The organism is Caviibacter abscessus (assembly GCF_001517835.1).
Taxonomy (GTDB): domain Bacteria; phylum Fusobacteriota; class Fusobacteriia; order Fusobacteriales; family Leptotrichiaceae; genus Caviibacter; species Caviibacter abscessus.
Genome location: NZ_LOQG01000027.1, coordinates 1 through 22,771, shown reverse-complemented (window position 1 = coordinate 22,771; position 22,771 = coordinate 1). Strand labels below are relative to the sequence as shown.

The 22,771-nt window shown below is 25.7% G+C and carries 26 protein-coding genes, 10 tRNA genes and 1 pseudogene; 22 read left to right on the top strand and 15 right to left on the bottom strand.

All coding sequences use genetic code 11. The annotated features are described in order from the left end of the window. Nucleotides 1-78 precede the first annotated feature (78 nt). From AWT63_RS03440 to dnaA, 12 genes are all read right to left on the bottom strand, one after another. Nucleotides 79-2,223, bottom strand: a complete 2,145-nt coding sequence (locus AWT63_RS03440) for an OmpA family protein (protein WP_197407853.1) — start codon at nt 2,221-2,223, stop codon at nt 79-81. A 168-nt stretch (nt 2,224-2,391) separates the two neighbouring features. Further along, nucleotides 2,392-2,952, bottom strand: coding sequence for a hypothetical protein (locus AWT63_RS03435; protein WP_068268426.1), 561 nt, complete (start codon nt 2,950-2,952; stop codon nt 2,392-2,394). A gap of 103 nt (nt 2,953-3,055) precedes the next feature. Next, entirely contained in the window at nt 3,056-3,289 is a 234-nt protein-coding gene (gene rpsR / locus AWT63_RS03430) for a 30S ribosomal protein S18 (RefSeq protein WP_068268425.1), read from the bottom strand. A gap of 16 nt (nt 3,290-3,305) precedes the next feature. Beyond that, on the bottom strand, nt 3,306-3,713 hold the full coding sequence (locus AWT63_RS03425) for a single-stranded DNA-binding protein (protein ID WP_068268424.1): 408 nt from the start codon (nt 3,711-3,713) through the stop codon (nt 3,306-3,308). Between the two features lie 29 nt (nt 3,714-3,742). Beyond that, entirely contained in the window at nt 3,743-4,030 is a 288-nt protein-coding gene (gene rpsF, locus AWT63_RS03420; RefSeq protein WP_068268423.1) for a 30S ribosomal protein S6, read from the bottom strand. Nucleotides 4,031-4,132: 102 nt separating this feature from the next. Further along, nucleotides 4,133-4,378 carry an RNA-binding S4 domain-containing protein gene (locus tag AWT63_RS03415; protein ID WP_068268422.1) on the bottom strand — a complete coding sequence of 82 codons (246 nt, stop codon included), beginning with the start codon at nt 4,376-4,378 and terminating at the stop codon, nt 4,133-4,135. Beyond that, the gene (locus AWT63_RS03410) at nt 4,375-4,881 is read right to left on the bottom strand and encodes a hypothetical protein (protein ID WP_068268421.1); all 507 of its coding nucleotides are present in this window, start codon (nt 4,879-4,881) and stop codon (nt 4,375-4,377) included. The genes AWT63_RS03415 and AWT63_RS03410 overlap by 4 nt, the downstream gene beginning before the upstream one ends. 15 nt (nt 4,882-4,896) lie before the next feature. Continuing rightward, complete coding sequence (locus AWT63_RS03405; protein ID WP_068268420.1) at nt 4,897-7,596, bottom strand: DEAD/DEAH box helicase; 2,700 nt, start codon at nt 7,594-7,596, stop codon at nt 4,897-4,899. 2 nt (nt 7,597-7,598) lie between these two features. Beyond that, the gene (locus AWT63_RS03400; RefSeq protein WP_156414499.1) at nt 7,599-8,456 is read right to left on the bottom strand and encodes a DUF721 domain-containing protein; all 858 of its coding nucleotides are present in this window, start codon (nt 8,454-8,456) and stop codon (nt 7,599-7,601) included. After that, nucleotides 8,428-9,513 (bottom strand): DNA replication/repair protein RecF, encoded by a 1,086-nt coding sequence (gene recF, locus AWT63_RS03395; protein ID WP_068268418.1) that lies wholly within the window; start codon nt 9,511-9,513, stop codon nt 8,428-8,430. The genes AWT63_RS03400 and recF overlap by 29 nt, the downstream gene beginning before the upstream one ends. Nucleotides 9,514-9,518: 5 nt before the next feature. Next, nucleotides 9,519-9,734: a S4 domain-containing protein YaaA gene (gene yaaA, locus AWT63_RS03390; RefSeq protein WP_197407554.1), complete on the bottom strand. Its 216-nt coding sequence runs from the start codon at nt 9,732-9,734 to the stop codon at nt 9,519-9,521. A 2-nt stretch (nt 9,735-9,736) separates the two neighbouring features. Continuing rightward, nucleotides 9,737-11,119, bottom strand: a complete 1,383-nt coding sequence (gene dnaA / locus AWT63_RS03385) for a chromosomal replication initiator protein DnaA (RefSeq protein ID WP_068268416.1) — start codon at nt 11,117-11,119, stop codon at nt 9,737-9,739. 560 nt (nt 11,120-11,679) lie between these two features. Between dnaA and rpmH the strand changes: the two genes are divergently transcribed. From rpmH to mnmE, 6 genes are read left to right on the top strand one after another with little or no spacing between them, the layout of a single operon-like run. Further along, complete coding sequence (gene rpmH, locus AWT63_RS03380; protein ID WP_068268415.1) at nt 11,680-11,814, top strand: 50S ribosomal protein L34; 135 nt, start codon at nt 11,680-11,682, stop codon at nt 11,812-11,814. Between the two features lie 49 nt (nt 11,815-11,863). Then, nucleotides 11,864-12,235, top strand: a complete 372-nt coding sequence (rnpA, locus tag AWT63_RS03375) for a ribonuclease P protein component (RefSeq protein ID WP_068268414.1) — start codon at nt 11,864-11,866, stop codon at nt 12,233-12,235. Further along, nucleotides 12,180-12,386 (top strand): membrane protein insertion efficiency factor YidD, encoded by a 207-nt coding sequence (yidD, locus tag AWT63_RS06115; protein WP_082680434.1) that lies wholly within the window; start codon nt 12,180-12,182, stop codon nt 12,384-12,386. Before rnpA ends, yidD begins: the two co-directional genes overlap by 56 nt. Nucleotides 12,387-12,396: 10 nt before the next feature. Beyond that, a complete protein-coding gene (locus tag AWT63_RS03370; protein WP_068268413.1) occupies nt 12,397-13,065 on the top strand; it encodes a YidC/Oxa1 family membrane protein insertase in 669 nt (222 codons plus the stop codon). Then, nucleotides 13,058-13,771, top strand: coding sequence for a Jag family protein (locus AWT63_RS03365; RefSeq protein ID WP_068268412.1), 714 nt, complete (start codon nt 13,058-13,060; stop codon nt 13,769-13,771). Before AWT63_RS03370 ends, AWT63_RS03365 begins: the two co-directional genes overlap by 8 nt. A gap of 2 nt (nt 13,772-13,773) precedes the next feature. Then, a complete protein-coding gene (mnmE, locus tag AWT63_RS03360; protein WP_068268411.1) occupies nt 13,774-15,141 on the top strand; it encodes a tRNA uridine-5-carboxymethylaminomethyl(34) synthesis GTPase MnmE in 1,368 nt (455 codons plus the stop codon). A gap of 224 nt (nt 15,142-15,365) precedes the next feature. On the opposite strand, the gene AWT63_RS03355 is transcribed toward mnmE, so the two are convergent. Continuing rightward, nucleotides 15,366-15,593, bottom strand: coding sequence for a hypothetical protein (locus AWT63_RS03355; RefSeq protein ID WP_068268410.1), 228 nt, complete (start codon nt 15,591-15,593; stop codon nt 15,366-15,368). Further along, complete coding sequence (locus AWT63_RS03350) at nt 15,580-16,632, bottom strand: hypothetical protein (RefSeq protein ID WP_068268409.1); 1,053 nt, start codon at nt 16,630-16,632, stop codon at nt 15,580-15,582. The genes AWT63_RS03355 and AWT63_RS03350 overlap by 14 nt, the downstream gene beginning before the upstream one ends. A gap of 246 nt (nt 16,633-16,878) precedes the next feature. On the opposite strand from AWT63_RS03350, the gene AWT63_RS03345 reads away from it, so the two are divergent. The 13 genes from AWT63_RS03345 to AWT63_RS03285 all read left to right on the top strand — a co-directional run bounded on the left by AWT63_RS03345 (nt 16,879) and on the right by AWT63_RS03285 (nt 19,384). Continuing rightward, nucleotides 16,879-16,965, top strand: a tRNA-Leu gene (locus tag AWT63_RS03345). Nucleotides 16,966-16,974: 9 nt separating this feature from the next. Then, nucleotides 16,975-17,051 (top strand) — tRNA-Met (locus tag AWT63_RS03340). 20 nt (nt 17,052-17,071) lie between these two features. After that, nucleotides 17,072-17,147 (top strand) — tRNA-Gly (locus AWT63_RS03335). A gap of 4 nt (nt 17,148-17,151) precedes the next feature. Next, nucleotides 17,152-17,227 (top strand) — tRNA-Lys (locus AWT63_RS03330). Between the two features lie 22 nt (nt 17,228-17,249). Next, nucleotides 17,250-17,325: transfer RNA gene (locus AWT63_RS03325), tRNA-Lys, on the top strand. A 30-nt stretch (nt 17,326-17,355) separates the two neighbouring features. Then, nucleotides 17,356-17,432: transfer RNA gene (locus AWT63_RS03320), tRNA-Arg, on the top strand. Nucleotides 17,433-17,439: 7 nt separating this feature from the next. Further along, nucleotides 17,440-17,516 (top strand) — tRNA-Ile (locus AWT63_RS03315). A 9-nt stretch (nt 17,517-17,525) separates the two neighbouring features. Continuing rightward, nucleotides 17,526-17,600: transfer RNA gene (locus AWT63_RS03310), tRNA-Glu, on the top strand. A 39-nt stretch (nt 17,601-17,639) separates the two neighbouring features. Then, nucleotides 17,640-17,729: transfer RNA gene (locus AWT63_RS03305), tRNA-Ser, on the top strand. A 4-nt stretch (nt 17,730-17,733) separates the two neighbouring features. Then, nucleotides 17,734-17,809 (top strand) — tRNA-Phe (locus AWT63_RS03300). A 146-nt stretch (nt 17,810-17,955) separates the two neighbouring features. Further along, nucleotides 17,956-18,237, top strand: a complete 282-nt coding sequence (locus AWT63_RS03295) for an autorepressor SdpR family transcription factor (protein WP_068268408.1) — start codon at nt 17,956-17,958, stop codon at nt 18,235-18,237. Beyond that, nucleotides 18,221-18,856, top strand: coding sequence for an SdpI family protein (locus tag AWT63_RS03290; protein WP_068268407.1), 636 nt, complete (start codon nt 18,221-18,223; stop codon nt 18,854-18,856). The genes AWT63_RS03295 and AWT63_RS03290 overlap by 17 nt, the downstream gene beginning before the upstream one ends. Nucleotides 18,857-18,946: 90 nt before the next feature. Next, a complete protein-coding gene (locus AWT63_RS03285; protein ID WP_068268406.1) occupies nt 18,947-19,384 on the top strand; it encodes a PTS sugar transporter subunit IIA in 438 nt (145 codons plus the stop codon). 64 nt (nt 19,385-19,448) lie between these two features. Here the strand turns inward: AWT63_RS03285 and AWT63_RS06550 are convergent. Then, a pseudogene (locus AWT63_RS06550) lies at nt 19,449-20,566 on the bottom strand (trans-sulfuration enzyme family protein). A gap of 167 nt (nt 20,567-20,733) precedes the next feature. Between AWT63_RS06550 and ylxM the strand changes: the two are divergent. Genes ylxM through rpsP form a run of 3 tightly spaced genes read left to right on the top strand, consistent with a single transcriptional unit; the run spans nt 20,734 to nt 22,680 of the window. Further along, nucleotides 20,734-21,060, top strand: coding sequence for a YlxM family DNA-binding protein (gene ylxM / locus AWT63_RS03275; RefSeq protein ID WP_068268405.1), 327 nt, complete (start codon nt 20,734-20,736; stop codon nt 21,058-21,060). After that, nucleotides 21,053-22,378, top strand: coding sequence for a signal recognition particle protein (ffh, locus tag AWT63_RS03270; RefSeq protein ID WP_068268404.1), 1,326 nt, complete (start codon nt 21,053-21,055; stop codon nt 22,376-22,378). Before ylxM ends, ffh begins: the two co-directional genes overlap by 8 nt. 32 nt (nt 22,379-22,410) lie before the next feature. Next, on the top strand, nt 22,411-22,680 hold the full coding sequence (gene rpsP / locus AWT63_RS03265) for a 30S ribosomal protein S16 (RefSeq protein WP_068268403.1): 270 nt from the start codon (nt 22,411-22,413) through the stop codon (nt 22,678-22,680). The last annotated feature ends 91 nt before the right edge of the window (nt 22,681-22,771 follow it).

The following is a 22,771-nucleotide window of genomic DNA, read 5'->3' as shown; positions in this document are numbered from 1 at the left end:
GCACCTTTTTTTTATTAAAATAAGAGCAATTCATACTTTCGTATTATTGCTCTATATAAATCTATTTTAGGGATTAGCTTATTTAACAGTTATTTCTACTCTTCTATTTGAAGATAAATTACTATTTACTTTATTATTAAATCCATAACTTGATACTTTTCTTATGTTTTGTGGATTCTTTAAACCTAAGCTTATCAATAAATCTGATACCTTATTTGCTCTCTTTAATCCTAACTCAAGATTATATCTCTCACTTGCAGTTGTATCTGTATGTCCTGTTATATCTATTATCCTATCTGTATATCTTTCATTTATTTCTTTTACTATTGCTTTTAATTTCTCTATTTGTATTTTTGTTGGCATATATTTGTTATTTATAAATTGATCTATTATGTATAATTTTTCTTTAAAGTTTGATACACTTTGACCTATCTTATTTTCAAGAGCTGTTATTCTATCTTTCATCGCTTCATTCTCTTTTTCAAGCCTTGCAATTTTTTCTGCTAATTTATTATCATAAACATATGCTTTATTGTTATTTACAACTAATGCTTTTTTAGTATTATCTACAAAGTTAATATTAAATCCCGCTGATACTCCAAATGTTTTTTGTGTATCTACTCCTGCACTTAGTTTATATATAAAGGTATTTGATGGCTCAGTTCCACTTATTCCAAGAGCAAATCCACCTTGTTTATTGTAATAGGCTGCTCCTGCACCTATTGAAAATAACTTATTATCTCCTACTTGTGGGATATTTGCCATTGCCATCGTTGTTGCTATTCCACCTGTTATTTTCTTTATTTCTCTAGCATTTTTTTCTATTTTTACATTTAAAGTATCCTGAACTTGTTGTAATTGATCTTCTGTTGCAGCTTGTCCTGTAGTTGCTGTTCCATTCCATGTTATATTGGTTAATTTATTTATTACTCCTTTATTTCCATCAAGTTCTATTTTTCCAAATTTTCCTTTTCCTTCTTTTCCATTTAATATTATTTTTTTATTATCTTCTGTTCCCAATGTTATTACTTCATTTAACTTAAATTTAACTTCTCCTGACCCTGAATTCACTTCTGTTGTAATATTTCCATCTCCTGATAATTTCATTGTTTCTGTTTTTAATTTAAGTTCTTTTTTACCTTTATCTCCTTCATACTTTAAAGTAATATTATCTATTTTATCTTTTAAAGCTTGCGTTATCGCATATAACTGAGAACCATTTATTGCATCAGTACTTTTTTCAGCTATTAATCCTGCTGCTACATTTTGTAGTCTTCTTTCATTTCCTACTGAACCTATCGTTACTATTCCGATAGCTTTTCCACCTGTAAAATTTATAGGCGAACTAAATAATGTTAAATCTTTACTATAGTCCTCTAATGCTTTTGAATGTGTACTGTCTGCTTCACTACTTTTATTTCCTAAGTAAACAGAATTTTCTTTAGTTGCTGTTATATCATTTCCAAGAACAAATGTGTTTTTATTTTTTACTTTATTCTTATTTCCTATTGCTACTGAATTTTCTTTTTCAATGTCAGTATCATTTCCTAAAATAAAACTATTTTTAGCACTTTTTGATATTCCATTTCTATTTCCAAAGGCATATGAATTAGATCCTTCAATCATTTTTTTATAATCCCAATCTTTTTTACCTTCTTTAAATGAACCGTCTCCTAAACCAAATGCTCCAGATTGTTCTCCAGTTACTTTATATTTATTCCCAAATATACTAGTTCTCTCACCCTCTGCTTTATTACCATATCCAAAAACTTGACTGTGTAATCCTGTACTCTCATTTCTATATCCATATGCACTACTTCTATCACCTGTTGCCTTATTTTTCTCACCAACAGCTGAACTCATTTTTCCTTTTGTAATGTTTTTATATCCCATAGCTGAAGATTTTTCGCCCTCTGCTTTATTTTTTAGTCCCACTGCTACAGCTTTTCTCTTTTTAGCTTCATTTCCAAATCCTAATGCTACTGTTTTTTCTCCATTAGTAACATTTTCTTCTCCTAAAGCTGTTGCCTTTGTTCCACTAACAGTATTTTTTGTTAATGGTTTTTGAACTAAAGTCGCCCCTATCTGAGCGGTGGTTAATTCAGCACTCACTATAATTGGTGTAATTATCTGAGCGGTGGTTAATTCAGCACTCACTATAATTGGTGTAATTAAAGGTAAAATCCCTAAAACTAAACCAAAAATTTTTTTATTTTTTCCCATAAGCATATATACTCCTTTTTACAAATTAAGCCATTATAGCACCCCCCCCCCCGCAAAAAGTCAATAAAAATCTACCCTTTTAGGTATTTTGTATCATTCATATTTTTCATGTAGTACAAAAAAAGGATAGTTTTTTTCAAATTAATATTACTATCCTATTTACTTTTTTTATTTTATACTCAAAATTAAACCGCCAAACTCCGTTACATCTAAAGTATACGTCAAACCATTTGTGTATGCTATACTTGATGATAAATTATCCTTATCAAGTTTTGAAGATGACATTGCAAAAATTCTTTTTGCTTCTTCATCACTAATTAATTTATCTGATACTTCAATTAATGTCACTAATATTTTTTCGGCAATTTTCATTTTTTCTTCATTTATTACGCCTATATTTGCATAAAGTTCAATTACACTTATTCCTTCATATGCAATCATATATGAACTGTTTTCTATTTCAGGAGTAATAATCTTAAAATATGTCTTATTTTGTGCTTTAACAAAATTAAAATTGAATAATTCAACTTTATTTTTTTGTGCTATATCTTTAAATTTATCAACAAGATTTTCTAATAATTCATTTTTAAAAATTGTTTTAGTTGTTTTATTTACTACCTGTATATTTTTTCTAGTATTATTTAAAATATTTATTTCATAAATAATATACCTTATTAATGTTATTAAAACTATTATAAACAGTATCTGAATAATTCTTTTTTTAGTCATATAATCTCCCACAATAAGTTCTATGCTTAATTATATCATACATTTTTAATATATCAAAAAAAGTCCGTAAACGCTAAATTTACGGGCAATCTATTTATTAATTTTATTTTTCTATTTTTGTATATGGTAATAATGCTATTTGTCTAGCTCTTTTTATTGCTTTAGCTATTTTTCTTTGAATTTTTGCATCAAGACCTGTTACTCTTGCTGGAGATATTTTCCCTTTATCATTCATAAAGTTTTTTAATAAATCCACATTTTTATAATCTATATCAGTTATTTTAAATTTTACTTTTGGTCTTCTTTTTCTCTTTTTAAATTCAGCAACTGGTTTCATCTGTTACACCTCCTATTTAAAATGGAAATTCGTCATCATCTAATGAGTCATCTTCCATATTATCTTCTTGAGGAATATCCATACTTGTAGACTTGTTACCATATGATACACTTTGAGCATTTTGTTGACTTTCAACAAATGATATTTTGTCTATTAATACATCTGTTGTAAATCTTTTTTCTCCATTAACTTCATATGACCCTGTATTTAGTCTTCCTTGTATTAAAACTCTTTGTCCTTTAGTAAAATAATTTGCTAAAAATTCAGCCTTTTTATCCCAAGCGACACAATTTATGAAATCTGCTCCTTCAGAAGCATATTCTTTTTTTACAGCTAATGTAAATCTACAATAAGTCTTTCCTGTTGAAGTTTGTTTTAATTCAACATCTTTTGTTAATCTTCCTAACAATGATACATAATTCATCTAAATTCACCTCTTCTTAAACTTTAGGCTTACTTTTCATCTCTTACAATCATGTATTTTAAAATTGATTCAGTTATATTTAACTTAGTTTCAATTTCACCAAGTTTTGTACCATCCATAACAAATTTAGTTAAAACATAATATCCATTTTCTTTTTTCTTTATTGGATATGCAAGTTTTCTATCACCCATTATTTCAGTTGTGATTTCTTCAGCTCCTGAATGTGCTAAAACTTGTTCTACTTTTTCAACTACTGCTTTTTTTTCATCTTCTGTTATTTGTGTTGAAAGAATAAACATAATTTCATACTTTGTCATCTTCTCTTTTCTCCTTTCCTTATGGTTTATAGCCCTAAATCCAAGTTTAGAGCAAGGTATATTAATAGTATCACATTAAAGGTACAATTTCAAGAAAATTATTTAATTAGAAAAACTGATAAATTTTTCTACATCATCTTTTGATACTATTTGTGTTGGCAATTCCAATACTTTAAATTTTATAGTATGATTAAAATATTTAACCACTACTTCATCGCCTTTTTTTACTACGTATGCTGGCTTTTTAATACTTGAATTAACTTCTACATTCCCAGCATCACAAAGTTCCTGTGCTATACTTCTTCGTTTTATAACACGAATTAACTTTAAAAACTTATCTAATCTCATTTTTTACTCCAACTATTATATGTATTTATTGTTCTACTTACAGCTAATATATACGAATTTATTTTAGTCTTTTTTAAAGTTTCGTTTACAGCTATTAAAAATTCTAAAGATTTTAAATCTTTTCTTTTTTCTTTTCTTAATTTTATAATTGCAGCTGTTGTTTGTTTTTCAATATTTTCTACAGTATCTATCAAAGAATATTCTTCTTTAAATGCTTTTAAAATTTTCTTTTCATTTGCTGTGTAAACTACTTCTTCTATGTTTACAACTTTATCATTAAGTTGTTGTTCTATTTTTTCTGGTTGTTGTGTTTTAACTTCTTGCACTTGTTTAATTTCTTTTTTTTCAGGTTCATTTTTCTTGTTTTGGCTCTCTTGAACCTTTCTTAATCTTTTAGGCACTTTTCCTTCATATGGATCATATGTTGAAAACATAGAATTGAAGCTTGAACAAGAATTTAATACTATAATACCAAATATCATTAAATACATTTTTTTATTCATTACAAAACCTCCTATTTAAGAAAGCAATTCAATAAACTTATCTTTGTTAAATGTTACCACATTTGAGTTTAAAAGTGAAATTTTTTCAACGTATTGCACTTTTACTTCGTTATTATTTTGTTCGTATATTGTTGAAATAAAATTAAGACTTGCATAAATTTTTGCTTTTAGATATATAAAATAATTTTTAGCTGTTTGAGGTAATTTCCCAAATCTATCTTCCAATTCATCTTCAATTTCTTTTATCTCATCAATATCTTGTGCCTCACTTAATCTTTTATATATTATTATTCTTTGTTCATCACTTATATAGTCATCAGGAATATATTTTTTTCCTTTTAATACAACCTCTACATTTTCTAATTTATCTTTTAGATTTCCTTTTTGTTTTCTAATTTCTTCATTTAATAATTTTAAATATAAATCATAACCAAAAGTTTCAATAGCTCCATGTTGTTTTTCACCTAAAATTTCTCCCGCTCCTCTTATTTGCATATCTTCTATTGATAATTTATAACCTGCCTGACTCATATTTTCTATTTCTTTTATACTTTCTTGTTTTAAACTTCCTTTTTTACTTATGTTTTCATCTCTCAATAAATAGCAATACGCTTGCCTTTTTGCTCTTCCCACTCTTCCACGAAGTTGATAAATTTGAGAAAGTCCAAGTTTATGAAAGTTTTCAATTATTATTGTATTTGCATTTGGAATATCTATTCCATTTTCAATTATAGTAGAGCATAAAAGAATCTGAAATTTATCATTTTCAAAATTTTGTATTTTTTCTTTTATCTCTTTTGCAGGTAATTGACCATGTATATAGTCAACATTAATAAATTTTGGTAATATTTTTCTTAAGTCTTCTGCTTTTTTCTCCATATTTTTTACATCATTTGATACGTAAAAAACCTGTCCATCTCTGCTTATTTCTTTTAAAATTATTTTTTGTAATTCTTTTTCACATATATTATGTTTTATTTCTGTTTTAACAGGTAATCTAAAAGATGGTGGAGTTGAAATAATTGATATATCCCTTATTCCTAAAAGAGCTAAATTTAAAGTTCTTGGTATTGGTGTGGCAGTTAAAGTAAGTATATCTATATTATTCCTTTTACTTTTTATTTTTTCTTTAGCTTTAACTCCAAATTTTTGTTCTTCATCAACAATCAATAAACCAAAATTACTAAAATCAAATTCATTCCCGAGTATTTTATGTGTACCTATAACCAAATCTATTTTTTTATTTTTTAACTTTTCCATTTTTTCTTTAGAATTTGAAATTCTTGAAAAAACTTCTATATTTACAGGAAATCCTTCAAATCTTTTCTTAAATCTCTCATAATGTTGATTTGCAAGTATGGTCGTAGGAGCTAAAAGAGCTACTTGATAACCACTTTCAATTGCTTTAAATGCAGCTCTCATTGCAACTTCAGTTTTACCATACCCAACATCTCCGCAAATTATTCTATCCATAACTTTACCACTTTGCATGTCTTTTTTCACATCAAAAATTGCCTGTTTTTGGTCCGTTGTTTCCTCAAATTCAAATCCTTCTTCAAATTCTTGCTGCCATATACTATCAGTTATAAACTTAATACCAATATTTTGTTCTCTTTTAGCTTGTATTTCTATAAGTTCTCTAGCTATTTTTTCAATATCAGATTTAAGCCTTTTTTCTTTTCTTTTAAATCCACGCCTTCCAAGTCTATATAGTAATGGAGCTTCCGCTTTTGATCCTATATATTTTTCAAGTCTATTTAAAGAGTCAATTGGTATGTATAATTTGTCCTCATCTGCATATCTTACACTTAACCATTCTTTATCATTTAAAACTTCAAGCCCCTCATATATTCCTATACCATATTGAACATGTATTACATAATCGCCCTTTTGTATTTGTGATATGTTTTTATAATTTATTCCTTTTTTTGATAAATTATCTTTGTATATACTTATTTCATTTTGATAATTTTTACCCTCTGTTTTTATTACAGTAATATGCTGTGATTTATTTAAGATTTCTTCAAATCTTTCTATTAGAATTTTTTCATTTTCTTCATCTAAATATATTAAATTTTCTAAATTATATTGAAGTATTTCCTTATTTTCTAAAATAATATCTACTTTGTGATATAAATCAGATAATTTAGTTAACATAACTTCTTCACCGTATAAATTATTTGAATATATCCTAACTTTTTCTGCATTTTCATAAGATTTTTGAGTTTGTATATCAAAGAATTTAATTTTTTCAATTTCTATATCAAAAAAACTAAGTCTTACGGGTGTATCATTATTAGGAGCAAAAATATCAAAAATATCTCCTCTTCTTGAATACTCTCCCTCTTGTTCAACTAAATAATTTTTTCTATATCCAAAACTTATTAATTTTTGTTCCAATTCTAAAAGCTTTATATTTTGCATTAATTCCAAATCAAAATATTCTACTTTTTCAAAAAAAATTGACATTGCCAAAACAAAGTCAATTATTATTATGCTTTTTTCTTTTTTTGACAAAACATCAATTAGTTTTATATTTACATCTAATAATTCTTTTTTATCTTGTGTGTTTGTTTTAAAAAAATATACATTTAAGTTTTCTTCTAGCAATTTACTGTAATAATACTCAAGATTTCTAACAGATGAGCTTATGTATATTAGCTTATTTTTTTGTTCACTTAGCCATAATGACACATTTTCTTTTAATAATTCCATAATTATCCTTTTATATCAATTTCTTTTTGAAATAAAACTTCAGCACTTTTCTTTAGTCTTGATATAAGTTTAGTTGTAGCAATAGACAGTATTTGATTATCTTTACTTTGAGTATAATAAGTAACATAATTTTTTATTTCCTCACTTAAATCAACAGTATCTGAATATTGTTCCAACTCAATTTTTTCAATCATTTGTAAATAAAAGTTATCAAGTATTTTATCATATGCTTTTTTATATATTTTTTTTTGTATATTATATACTTTATTTGCTTCTTCTTCAGTTATATATATATGTTCTATTATTTTTTCTTTTGCAAGTTCTATTTTTTCCTGCTCTTTCTTATTTTTACATATTACACATATTTTTTCATTTACAACAGGTAAAAAATTTTCCTTACAAACTTCACATTTTTTATATCCTTTACTTTCAAAGATTTTTTCCCTTATTTCATTAAATGTAGTAATTGATATTAACATTTTTTTTAAAGTTTGATCTTCTATATCTTTATACTTTTCTTCTTTAAGTTTTCTTATTTTTTTTACATCGTATTCTACTTTATTTACTTTCTCAACATTTACCTTTTTAATAACTCTTTTTTTATCATAAATAATATCAAGAGAAATAACCTCAAAATTATTTCTTATTTTTTCTAAAACTATAGGCTTTAATAAATTCAACTGATTATATACGTTATTATCATTTACATAAATTTTTATATTACCGTTATTATATGAAAAATAAGTGTAATCAAAAATAAAATCTCCAATTATTTCTTTCCATTTACTACTTATGTTATATTTACCAATAAAATTTTTTATTGTAATTGCTTTAGCTTTCATATATAATCTCGCCTTCATTTATTTCAAACTCTTTCATTTCTTCCACATTAATATTAAATTTTTGTGTGGAAGTTAAAAAGCATTGTATATCATTTTTGAAAAAATATTGTAAAATATTATTTTTTCTAATTTCATCAAAATATGATGCAACATCATCTATTAAAAATATAGGACTCTCATCTTTCATATTTTGTATATACTCAATTTGAGAAAGTTTCAAAGCAAATATTATAGATTTTTTTTCACCTTGAGAAGCAAATGATTTTGCCCTTTGATTGTCAATATAAAAAGAATATTCATCTTTTTGAGGTCCAATTTGTGAATATCCATAATTTAATTCCATCTGTCTTTTTTTTAATATCATTTCTTTTATTTCTTTTTTTATCTCTTCTCTTGTTTGATTTTCTTTTAATGTATAAAAACTTTCATATCTTATTTCTACCTTTTTTTCTTTGTCAAAAAGCTCATTATATTTTTTTTGTAAAATTTCAGATATTTGTGATATATATTCATTTCTTAATAAAATAATATCAACTGCTAAATCAATAAATTTATCTTCATAAATTTCAAAAATACTGTTTTGTATATCTTTTTCTTTTAACAAATTATTTCTGACTTTTAATACTTTTTGAAAATTTATTATTTTTCTCAAATAAAATCTGTCAACTTGTGATATTTCATAATTAAAAAATTTTCGCCTAATTACTGGCGAACCTGTTATTATTTCAATGTCTTCCGGTATAAAATAAACACAAAGTATTTCTCCAATATAATCGGTATATTTTACTAAGTTTTTGTCAATATAAAAATTTCTTTTATCATTTTTAAATTCTAAAGAATAAGTTCCTTTATTTGTTTTAGCAAAAATAAGCATCCTTTTTTCTTGATGCTTTATTTGGTCTATATTCTTTTTTGTTCTAAAACTTTTCCCTGTTGCTATAAAATATATCGCTTCAATTATTGATGTTTTACCTTGTGCATTTTTCCCGTAAATTAAGTTCATTTTCTTATCAAACTTTATTTTTTCAGATTTAAGCATTCTATAATTTTGGGTCATTAATTCTTCTAAGTACATATAATCTACTCATTTTCTAGGTCTATTATTATTTTTTCTCCCTCAAATGTAACAATATCACCTTTATATAGCTTTTTTCCTCTTTTGGTTTCAATTTCATTATTAACCAAAACTTGTCCATTTAAAATATATTCTTTTGCATTTGCTCCAGATTCTACAACATTTGCATACTTAAGTAACTGATCAAGTTTTATATATTCTGTTTTTATTTTTATAATCATTATTACTCCATTATTCTTTTTATAATTTCAGAGATTTCATTTTTTATAGTTTCATCATTTTCTGCCATACTTTTTTCAATTTTAGTTACGGCATTAAGTACAGTTGTATGATCTTTTCCTCCAAATATTCTACCTATTGCATTATATGTTATTTCTGTTCTTTTTTTCATTATATACATAGCAATTTGTCTTGGTTTTAATATTTCCTTATTTCTTTTAGTAGATTTTAATTCTTCTTCACTTAAATTAAAATACTGTGCTGTTACTTCAACTATTTTTTCACTTGTAATTCTTGCTTTTTCAACTTCTATTCTTCTTTCAACTTCATCTTTTACAAGATCAATAGTTATTCTTTCAGATAATAAAGTTGATCTTGCAATTATTGCATTTAACATTCCTTGAAGTTCTCTTACATTTTCAGTAACATGCTCTGCAATATATTCTAAAACTGTATTTTCTATCTTTTGATTTCTTGTTTCACAAAAACTTTGAAGTATTGCCATTCTCGTTGAATAGCTTGGTGGCATTATTTCTGTACTTATTCCTGATAAAAATCTTGTTTTTATTCTTTGTGATAAATTTTTTATTTCTTTAGGATTTCTATCACTTATTAATATTATTTGTTTTTCTTTTTGTATTAAAGCATTAAACGTATTGAAAAATTCTTCTTCAACACTTCCATCTCCTTTTCCAAAAACCTTTTCAAAAAATTGTATATCATCAATTATTATTAAATCTAAATTTCTATATTTTTGCCTAAAATTTTCAGCTGAATCTATATTATTTTTAAAATTATTAAATCCACCTTTTCTAATAGATAATAAATATTCATTATTAAATTCTTCCGCTGTTAAATACTTTACTTTTTTATGCGGAAATTTTTCCAATATTTCATTTCCTACACCTTGTGCCAAATGAGTTTTTCCTAAACCAGAACCTCCAAAAATTAATATTGGGTTATATAAAGGTTTATCATTTAATGCTGTAAGACACACATTATATGAATAATTACTGCTTGGACCTACTACAAAATTTTCAAGTCTTAATGAAGCTGTCAGATTTGTTTCTTCTGACTCAGTTTCATTTTTATCGTTTTCTTTCACAACTTCGTACATATTATTATCTATAGATATTTCTTTTTTTACCACTACATCTACTTCATATCCTTCAAGTATAAATAACTTATTAAGTACTTCTTTTAAATTTTCTTTCATTTTTTCTATTTCATCTACTATATATGGAGAAGAGGCATGTAAATAACAAACACGATCTATAACATCATGTAATTCAACTTGATTTAAGATTGAAAAATTTTCTTGTCCGAATTTATCACAATAAAATCCTTTAGTAGCTCTCCATATGCTATCTATCTTACTTTGTTCCATTTTTTTACCTTTCAAAAAATATTATATTAAAATATACCATATCAATTTTATTTTATCAACGGGAAAAACTTTTACACTTTTCCACTGATTTTTCCACGAAAAATATTTGATTTCACTATATTTTCAAGACTTTTCAACTAAAATCTTAAGTTTTCCACAAAAAAAGAGACATTATTTCTATTTGATTTCAATAAAGTTTTCCACTTTATTTTTTTATAATTTTATTTTTCAACAATAATACTGTAAAATCTGTTAATATCTTGTGTATATTTTTTTATACACTTTTTTACTATTTTTTTCCACAAATAATCAACAAGAAAAAATATATTAAACGTTCCGATTTTTAATGCTTTTAACATTTACACTATGTATAATAATAATAATAATTAAATTAATGAATATATATAATATTGCTTAAATGTTGAAAACAATTATAATTTTCAAAATCATATAAAATATATGAAAATTTACTAATCTATATGTCAATTAAAAATCCTTGACTTTTGTATCTATTTCCTATATCATATATCGTAGTCAACCTAAATTGAAAGGAAATATAAATGAAAAGAACATTTCAACCAAATAATAGAAAAAGAAAAAAGGATCATGGATTTAGATCTAGAATGAAGACTAAAAGCGGACGTAACGTTTTAAAAAGAAGAAGACAAAAAGGTAGAGCAAAACTATCTGCTTAAGGTCGGTGTTCAAAAAATAACACCGATTTTTTAAATAATAGGTAAAGATATGGAATCCTTAAAAAAGAAAAAAGAGTTTAACTTTTTATATACAAAAGGTAAAAAAGTTTATACAAAATATACTATTATATTTATTACAAATAAAATAGAAAATAAAGTTGGAGTCGTTGCAAGTAAAAAAGTTGGAAACGCTGTTAAAAGAAATAGGATTAAAAGAATTTTCAGACAAGTTGTGAGAAATAATCCTAATTTTTTTGATATATGTAAATCTTACGTTATTATCGCTTCAAAAAATTGTAAAGAAGATTTTAATGAATTAAATTATAGTGTTCTTGAAAAAGATATATTAAACGGAGTGAAAAAATATGAAAAATTTATTAATAATACTAATCAAAATATATCAAAAATTAACAGTATCTAACGTTAGAGTTTGCAAATACTATCCAACTTGTTCAGAATATACAAAACAGGCAATAGAAAAATATGGAATCATCAAAGGCTTAGCCTTGGGGACTTATAGAATATTAAGGTGCAATCCTTGGTCTTATGGAGGATATGACCCTTTAAAATAATGGAGGAAAAATGTTTAGAATACAATTCGTTGAAAATGCAGTTTTAGCATTATTAAAATATTTAGTATCAATTGTTGGAAATTATGGTATAGCTATAATTATAACAACATTAATTGTTAAAATTTTGTTATTTCCATTAACACTAAAACAAGAAAAATCAATGCTAAAAATGAAAGAGCTGCAACCTAAGATAGATGAAATAAATAGAAAATATAAAGGTGATAAAGCAAAAATAAATGAAATGACTGCAAAACTATATCAAGAAGAACAAGTTAATCCTCTTGCAAGTTGTTTACCTTTATTATTACAATTACCTATATTTATAGCACTATATTATACTTTTATAAGCAGTGCAATACCTGAAACTGCAACTTTTTTATGGTTTAATTTGAAAAAGCCAGATGCTTTATACACAATTGGAAAATTTAGTATAAATTTATTACCTATATTAAGTACAGGACTTATGATTTTACAACAAAGACTTATGTCTGGTAACCAATCAAGTGGTGGAAGCGAAACAGAAAAATCAATGCAAAATATGCTTTATTTTATGCCTATATTGATGTTAGTTATATTTTATAAAATGCCATCAGGTGTTAATTTATATTATGCTGTGAATACTTTACTTTCTATCTTACAACAATTATATGTTATTAAGAAAGTGAGACAAAATGGATAAAATAATACTTCAAGCCAAAAATAAAAAAGATTTAGACGACCGTGTTAAAAGAACAATTAAATTAAATAATGATGAAACTTATATTATAAAAGAAATAAAAAGACCTTTTAACTTTTTATTTATAAATATAAAAGGTAAATATGAAATTTCTATATTAAAAAAGAGCGAACTTGAAAAAATAAAAAAACTTGAAGAGGAAAAAATCAAGTTAGCAAAAGCAAAGAAAGTAGAAACAAAAGAAGTTAAAACTGAAAATATAGAAGAAAAAATAAAAGAATTATTTGAAGAATTTATTAAGGCTACAAATTTAGATATAAAAATAAAGAAAATATCAAATCATAAAAATCAATATACTATAAATGTTGAAGGAAAAGATGTAAGATATATAATAGGTGAAAAAGGACAAGCTTTATCATCACTTGAATATTTAATCAATTCATTAAAAGAATTAAAGAATTATAAAGTATTTATAGATGCAAATAATTACAAAGCCAAAAGAGAAGAAACTTTAAGAAACTTAGCAAATAAAAAAGCACAAAAAGTTCTAGAAACAAAAACTTCATATAAATTACACTCTATGACTGCAAAAGAAAGAAGAATTATACACGAAGAAATATCTAAATATGAAAATTTATCAACAGAAAGTCATGGAGAAGAACCCAAAAGATTTTTAGTAATAAAATATAATGAAAATAAAGAGAGATAGTAATGTTATTTGATACAATTGCTGCAATAGCAACAGCTAATGGAGAAGGCGGAATTGGAATAATTAGAATTTCTGGAGATAAATCTTTTGAAATTTTAGATAAAATTTTTAAGGCAAATAATAAAAATAAAGAAATAAGACCATATTTTTTTAAGTATGGTCATATTTATGATAACGAAAAAATAATTGATGAAGTTATGGTAGTTAAAATGAAAGGACCAAGTTCATATACTTGTGAAGACGTTGTTGAAATTAACTGTCATGGAGGCTATTTAATAACTAGAAAAGTTCTTGAAGTTGTTTTAAAAAATGGAGCAAGGCATGCTCAAGCTGGAGAATTTACAAAAAGAGCATTTATGAACGGAAGAATTGATTTATCTCAAGCAGAGGCAATAATTGATTTAATCAAAGGAAAAACTGAAAAATCTTTAGAAATTTCTATGGATCAGTTAAGAGGAGATTTAAAAGTATTAATAAATGATTTCAAAAAAACTCTTATGGATATTGCAGCACATATAAATGTTGTACTAGATTATCCAGAAGAGGGAATTGATGATCCTATACCTGAAAAACTTATAGAAAGATTAAAAGATGTTCTTAAAAAAGCAACTGAGCTTATCGAAAGTTATGATAAAGGAAAAAAAATAAAAGAAGGAATAAAAACTGCAATTATAGGAAGACCTAATGTAGGAAAATCAACACTTCTTAATGCTTTACTTCGAGAAGAAAGAGCAATTGTAACAAATGTTGCAGGTACAACAAGAGATACAATAGAGGAAGTTATTAATTTAAAAGGTTACCCATTAATATTAGTTGATACAGCCGGAATAAGAAAAACAGACGATATTGTTGAAAATATTGGGGTAAATAAATCTAAAGAGATAATAAAAAAAGCAGATTTAGTACTTATGATACTTGATAGTTCAAACGAGCTTAAAGAAGAAGATATTGAGATAATAGAATTTATAAAAAAAGAAGAGAAAAACGTAATATATATATTAAATAAAATAGATTTAGATAGAAAAATAGATGTTGTATCATTTGAAAGTGAAAAAGTAATAGAAATATCAGCTATGAAAAATATAGGTATAACTGAAATGGAAAATACTTTATATAAATATATCTATGAAAATGATATTAAAGATATCAGTGGATCACAAATAATAACAAATATTAGACACAAAACAGCTTTAGAAAAGACAAAAAAATCTATAGAAAATATGTTTTTTACTATTGAAAATGGATTTCCACTTGATTTAATATCAGTTGATTTAAAAGAAGCTCTTGATTGTTTATCCGAAATAACAGGAGAAATAACTAATGAAGACATACTTGATCACATTTTTTCAAATTTTTGTGTAGGAAAATAATATGAAATTTATTCGATTGGAAGAAATCCAATCGTTTTTTTTTATAACAAAAAAAATTTAAAGAATAAATAAAAAAATTGATAATTTAAAATAAAGAGCATACTCAAATTGAATATGCCTATAAATGTATAATTATGTTAAATAATTACCATAAAGTATAAAACTTTTTGCAAAAAAATATTAAATTGTTTTTGACTAGTCTGAAATATTTTAGAAATTATATTTTAAAAATAAAGGTGAAAAATCAATTTTTCATCTTTTTTTTCATAATCGATATTGTTAATTAACTTGTTTTTTCTGCCTTTAAGTATTTTTGAAATGGGTAAAACTTTTTCTAAATTCAAGAGTAATTTTTTGCTGTTATAAAGTTTATTAGCATCTATTATTCCTAATATATAATCGCTAAAAGGCTTTTTATAAATAACAATCATAATATCATTACTCTTTGTCATTAATAAAATCCTCCTTTTTTATAAAATTTAATAAAATAAGAACACGTTTTTTTATAAAGTAATTTTTATTATAAAGTTTACGTATAATATTAGGTGATCTATTTGAAATAAGATTACATTTAAAAAGAAAGTCTTCAATATTTTTTTGTAGAAAGTATCTTAAATCATTTTCAATATCATCAACAGTAAATATAAATTTATTGTTTTTTATCCATTTGTTAATATTTATATGATTTTTACCTCTTTGTAAAAAAATATGTAGATGAGCTAAATTATATGTTGAAAATTCATCGAGTATTTTCATTTTTCTTAAAATTATAACTTTATTTTTAAAAAGTATATTAATTATATTGAGTAGATAATAAAATTCAGTAATTGAGATATCACCTATATATATTATAATTTTATTGAACTTAAAATTTCTTTTTAAAGAAAAAGTTGTATATTCATTTAAATTGCTTATAAAAATATTATTTATATAAGTTTGTCTTATTTTACTTATATTTTCACATTTAAAATAATTTTTTCTTAAATTTAACATATGCTTACTATAAATCATAGTATTTACATATGAACTTTTAAATATCAATTTATCAAAAATTATTTCGAAAGCTTTACAAATATCAATAAAATTAAAGCATCTGATATATCCAAGTTTTGTAGATTTAAAATTTTTGTTATATTCTACGCTGTAATCATTTAAAAAATTTATATTAATATTATTATTCTTTTTTATATATAAACTAAGAAACATGCAGTTATATATGAAAAGAAATGTAAAATCTTTAAATCTAAAATCAAATTTTCTTTTCCTAAGTTCTGTATATACATTTTTAAAAAGAAAAAATGAATCTAGTTTTATAGCACCAAAATAAAATGTACGATTAAAAAGATTAAAATTCATTTTTAATTCATTCATACAGCTAGATTTAAAAAATAATCTGTAAATTGCTAAAATATTAAAATCTTCAATATATTTTTGAATTTTTTTGTTCCTTAAATCATAAAGATCACTTCTATTAAACTTAAATAATTTCATCTGTTATGTCCTTATTGTATTTTCAATATAAATTATATGATTAAAAAATATAAAAAAAATTTTATTTTTCTTAATATGAAATAATCGAAAGTTGAAAAAACGTTTTCAATATACCGAAAAATAAAGATTAAATATGTTTTTGAAAAAATGAAAAAAAATACAAAAAAAGTTATTGACAAAGAATTTTAAATAGTATATAATCTAACTTGTCTTTAAAAGAAAGTGAATCTTTTAGCGGGTTTTTGTGCCTTGGTGGCGAAATCGGTAGACGCACAGGACTTAAAATCCTGTGGATGTATATCCGTACCAGTTCGAGTCTGGTCCGAGGCACCACTTAAATATCGCGGAGTAGAGCAGTCTGGCAGCTCGTCGGGCTCATAACCCGAAGGTCATTGGTTCAAATCCAATCTCCGCAACCAACGTAATAAAAACATAATATGCGGGAATAGCTCAGATGGTAGAGCGTCAGCCTTCCAAGCTGAATGTCGCGAGTTCGACCCTCGTTTCCCGCTCCATTATGAGCCATTAGCTCAGTCGGTAGAGCACATGACTTTTAATCATGGTGTCACTGGTTCGATTCCAGTATGGCTCACCATTTTAAAACCAAATGATTTTTAGGGCTATTAGCTCAGTTGGTAGAGCACATGACTCTTAATCATGGTGTCACTGGTTCGAGACCAGTATAGCCCACCAACTTAATCATTAAACTTAATAATTTAATGCGTACCTGTAGCTCAGCAGGATAGAGCAACAGCCTTCTAAGCTGTGGGCCAGGAGTTCGAATCTCTTCAGGTACGCCATTTTTATGGATCCGTAGCTCAGATGGTTAGAGCACGCGGCTCATAACCGTGAGGTCACTGGTTCGATCCCAGTCGGATCCACCATTTTATTAAGGGCCCTTCGTCTAGTGGTCAGGACATCGGGTTTTCATCCCGGCAACAGGAGTTCGATTCTCCTAGGGCCTACCAAATTACTGCCATAAGGTAGTTTTTTTTTAATCAACATATGGGCAGATGTCCGAACTGGCTAAGGAACCGGTCTTGAAAACCGGCGAAGGTGTAACAGCCGTCTGGGTTCGAATCCCAGTCTGCCCGCCAGTATCCCCAGATAGCTCAGTCGGTAGAGCAAAGGACTGAAAATCCTTGTGTCCGTGGTTCGATTCCGCGTCTGGGGACCATCTTAAAGAATATATTTTAAAATTTTAATAATAACAGGGCTAAGCTCTGTTTTTTTATTGTTGATTCTGTAAATTTGACTTTTACAATTATTTAGAATATAATCTAATTAGATGATTATCTAAATAGGGTTGAGAAGGTGATTTTCATGTTTAAAGAGTGCTTTAAAGCTCTAGCAGAACCGGTAAGGCGTGAAATTTTGATTATTTTAAAAAATGGAAGAAAAAATGCTGGAGAAATATCAAAAGAATTTAATTTAACAGCACCTACAGTTTCTTATCATTTATCATTATTAAAAAATGCTGATTTAATAAGAGAAATTAAAGTGAAAAACTACATTTATTATGAATTGAACTTATCGGTTTTTGAAGAACTCATATTATGGTTTAATAATTTTAATGGAGTTGATGAAAATGTTGAAAAGAAATAAAGATGTGTTATTTATTGCATTACTTTGTTTATTACCAATTATTTATGGTTATTTTCTATACGATAAAATTCCTGAAATGGTTCCAACACATTGGAATTTTAGTGGAGAAGTAGATAAATATACAAGTAAATTTAACACTATCGTATGTTTACCATTATTTTTATTTATTAGTACCATATTTGCAGGCTTACTAACAAAAGAAGATCCGAAAAATAAGGATAATAAAATAAAAATTATTAGATTAAATTTAATTATACTTCCTTTAATATCTAATTTACTTGTTATATCATCAATATATGCTGCTATGGGATATAGAATTAATATTGCAATGATATGTAAAATTTTTATTTCTATCATATTTATAATTATAGGCAATTACATTCCTAAATTAAAAAGAAATTATACAATTGGAATAAAAACTCCGTGGACATTAAATGATGATGAAATATGGTTAAAAACTCATAGATTTGGCGGTAAATTAATGATTTTACAAGGAATATTAATTTTAATATCTATTTTATTTAATAATTATTATTTCTTTTTTGGAATAATTCTTTTAACAATTTTACCTATTGCTTATTCATATATTTCATATAAAAAGAGAAATAATAGTCAATAAAATTTAGTGTTAAAAAAATCACAAAAAAATTGCATAATACTTTTTTGTAGGGTATAATTAAATAACAATATATTTAGGAGTTGATTTGCAATGTTAAAAAACATCGTTACAAAAGAGACTGTATTTATCAATATTGATGCACAGGATAAAATTGATTTATTCAGTAAAATTGCATCATATGCAAAAAAATTAAATCTTATATCTGACGAAACAGGCATTATAGAAGACTTATATGAAAGAGAACAAACAACAGAAACTTATTTAGGTACAAATTGTGCAGTTCCTCATGCAAGAAGTTCAAAAGTTTTAAAAACATCAGTATTTTTCATTAGATTAAATAGGGATATAAGATGGTCTGATGAAGAAAATGCAAAATATATATTTTTAATTTTAGCAAAAGACACAGATATAGACTTACATATAGATTTATTAATGGCAATTTCTAAAAAGATACTTGATAACAAATCAATGGAAGTATTTGAAACTTCTGAAAATGCAGATGAAATACTTGAAACACTTGTTAAATAATAAATATTTTATAAAATAATGTAAAAAGACTTATCATCATAATTAACGATAAGTCTTTTTTGTTTCACTCTTTTATAGGTTTTAGCCCCTCCATAGCTTGAGATAGGTCTTCTAATAAGTCATCGGTATCTTCAATACCAACAGAAAATCTAATTAATCCACTTGTTACACCTTGTTTAATTCTTTCTTCTTCAGGCATACAAGCGTGAGACATTTTCCATGGATAAGATAAAATTGATTCAACACCACCTAGACTTACGGCTATAATGGGAATTTTTATTTTGCTAAAAACCTCTTTTACTGCTTCGCAATTTTCAAGTTCAAAGGATAAAACTGCACCGCCACTACTACATTGTCTCATGTGAGTTTCATATCCAATATGAGAAGATAAACCGGGGTAATATACTTTTTTTACTGCTTTATGTTCTTTTAAAAATTTAGCGATTTCATATGCTGTTTTAACCGACTGTTCCATACGAATTTTCATAGTTTTAAGACCTCTCATTAAAAGCCAGCACTCATCAATTCCTGGTAAAGCTCCAAAAACAATTTGTTGTTTTTTAGTATTTTATATAGTTTATCACAATTAAAAGCAACTATTCCCATTATTACATCACTGTGACCATTTAAAAATTTGGTGGCACTGTGTATTATTATATCAACATCAAATGAAACGGGATGTAAATATTGAGGTGTCATAAATGTAGCATCTATTATTGTTGTAATATTATGTTTTTTTGCTAAATCGCAAACTTCTTTTATGTCTGTAATTTTTAATGTAGGGTTTGAAGGAGTTTCAATGTAAAAAGCTTTAGTATTATGTTTTATAGCATTTTTCCATTGGTAAGTGTCAGTTTCATCAATAAAAGAAACTTCTATTCCAAATCTTGGAAATATTTCAGTTGCTAACTGAAAAGTTCCTCCGTAAACATCTTTACACATTACTATATGATCGCCTTTTCCAAATGAAAGTAATACAGATGTTATAGCTGCCATTCCTGATGAAAAAGCAAGAGCATATTTAGTTTCTTCAAGGCTTGCCATAGCCTTTTCAAGTGCGTTTCTTGTAGGATTACCGAATCTTGAATAAGTGTATTCTTGATTAGCATCAATATCACATTGATGAAAAGTTGATGCTTGACATATAGGTATAGAAGAAGCTCCGGTATTTTTATCCACCATATCATAACCGTGTAATATTTTAGTTCCGAATTTCATAATTAACCCTCTCAATAAACAAAATCTACTAAAGTGTACCCCATATAAATTAAAATGAGAAATAAAATCAACAGCTTGTCAATAAAAAAATCTTGACAAGAGGAATATTGATGTAGTAGAATACATTCATTATGAGAGAAATTGAAAATTTTATTAAATATTCTACGCTTTTTTCAATATATAAATCGCTATTTACAGGTAAACAAAAGATTTATCTAGAAGCATTTTTAGAAGAAGATAATTCGTTTACAGAAATAGCACAGGCTTTACAAGTTAGTAGACAGGCTGTTTTTGATAATATAAAAAGAGCGTGTAAAAAACTTGATTTCTATGAAAAAAATTTAAATGTACTTGCAAATGAAATGAAATACATAGAAAATTTAAAAAGTTTGAGGAAAGAATTTACTATTGATAATTTAGATAAATTAATAAATGAATTGGAAGGTAATGATGTTTGATAATTTAAGTGATAAATTAAAACAGGTAATGAAAAATATCAGTGGACAAGGAAAACTTTCAGAATCAAATGTTTCACAAGCTTTAAAAGAAGTTAAATTAGCTTTATTAGAAGCAGATGTAAACTACACAGTTACTAAAAATTTCGTTTCAAAAATTAAAGAGAAAGCACTTGGAACCGAAGTTATAATGGGAGTAAATCCTAAGCAACAATTTATAAAAATAATTAATGACGAATTGATAGAAGTTTTAGGTGGCACAAATGTAGAATTGCAAAAATCTATAAAAAAGCCTAGAGTAATAATGCTTGTTGGATTACAGGGTGCAGGAAAAACAACTTTTGCAGCTAAACTTGCAAAACTTTTAAAAAAGGAAAAAGAAGAAGTTTTACTTATTGGAGCAGATGTATATAGACCCGCAGCTAAAAAGCAATTAAAAGTTTTATCAGATCAAATAGGCGTTAAAAACTTTACATTAAATGATAGTGATGATGCAATAAAAATTTGTAAAGAAGGTTTGGAATTTGCGAAAAATGAACAAATTTCAACTGTAATAATAGATACAGCAGGAAGACTTCATATAGATGAAACTCTTATGAATGAATTAAAAATGATAAAAGAAGCAGTTAATCCCATAGAAATATTATTAACTGTTGATGGTATGACAGGTCAAGATGCTGTAAATGTTTCTAAAAACTTTAATGATTTATTAGAGATAACAGGTGTTATATTAACTAAATTAGATGGAGATACAAGAGGTGGAGCTGCGTTATCTATAAAAGAAGTATGTGGAAAGCCCATTAAGTTTATAAGCGAAGGAGAAAAGTTAGATGATATATCAAGATTTTATCCTGAAAGACTCGCTTCTAGAATACTTGGAATGGGAGACGTTGTATCACTTGTAGAAAAAGCTCAGGATATCATTGATGAAAAAGAAGCAAAAATTATGGAAGAAAAATTTAGAAAAAATCAATTTGATTTTGAAGATTTTTTGAAACAATTTAAAATGATTAAAAAGCTAGGCTCAATTGGTGGCATATTAAAGTTACTTCCTGGAGTAAACTTGGGAGAAATCGATACTAATTTAGCTGAAAAAGAAATGAAAAAAATTGAAGCAATAATTTTTTCAATGACTGTAGAAGAAAGAAGAAATCCGCAATTACTTAAGGTATTCAGCAGAAAAAATAGAATATCAAAAGGTAGTGGAACAAGCGTTACTGATATAAATAAACTATTAAAACAATATGAACAAATGAAACAATTAATGAAAATGTTTAATAGTGGTTCAATTCCTGGAATGGGAAGATTTATGAAAAGATAATTAAATAGTCAAAAAAATGGAGGTAAATATAAATGGTAAAATTAAGATTAACAAGATTAGGAAGAAAGAAAGTTCCTTTTTATAGAATAGTTGCAATGGAAGCACTAGGGAAAAGAGACGGTAAAGCAATAGCTTACCTAGGAACATACAATCCTTTAATAGAAGAAAATCAAGTTAAATTAAAAGAAAAAGAAGTACTTAGATTTTTAGGAAATGGAGCACAACCTACTGAAACAGTAAAAAGTTTACTTGTTAAAACAGGTGTTTGGGCAAAATTTGAAGAAACAAAGAAATCAAAATAAGAATTTAAATACAATATTTCTTATATTGCAGGAGAGCAATCTCCTGTTTTTTAGTGCTTTTTAGTAAAAATATAAAAATAATAAAAAAAGT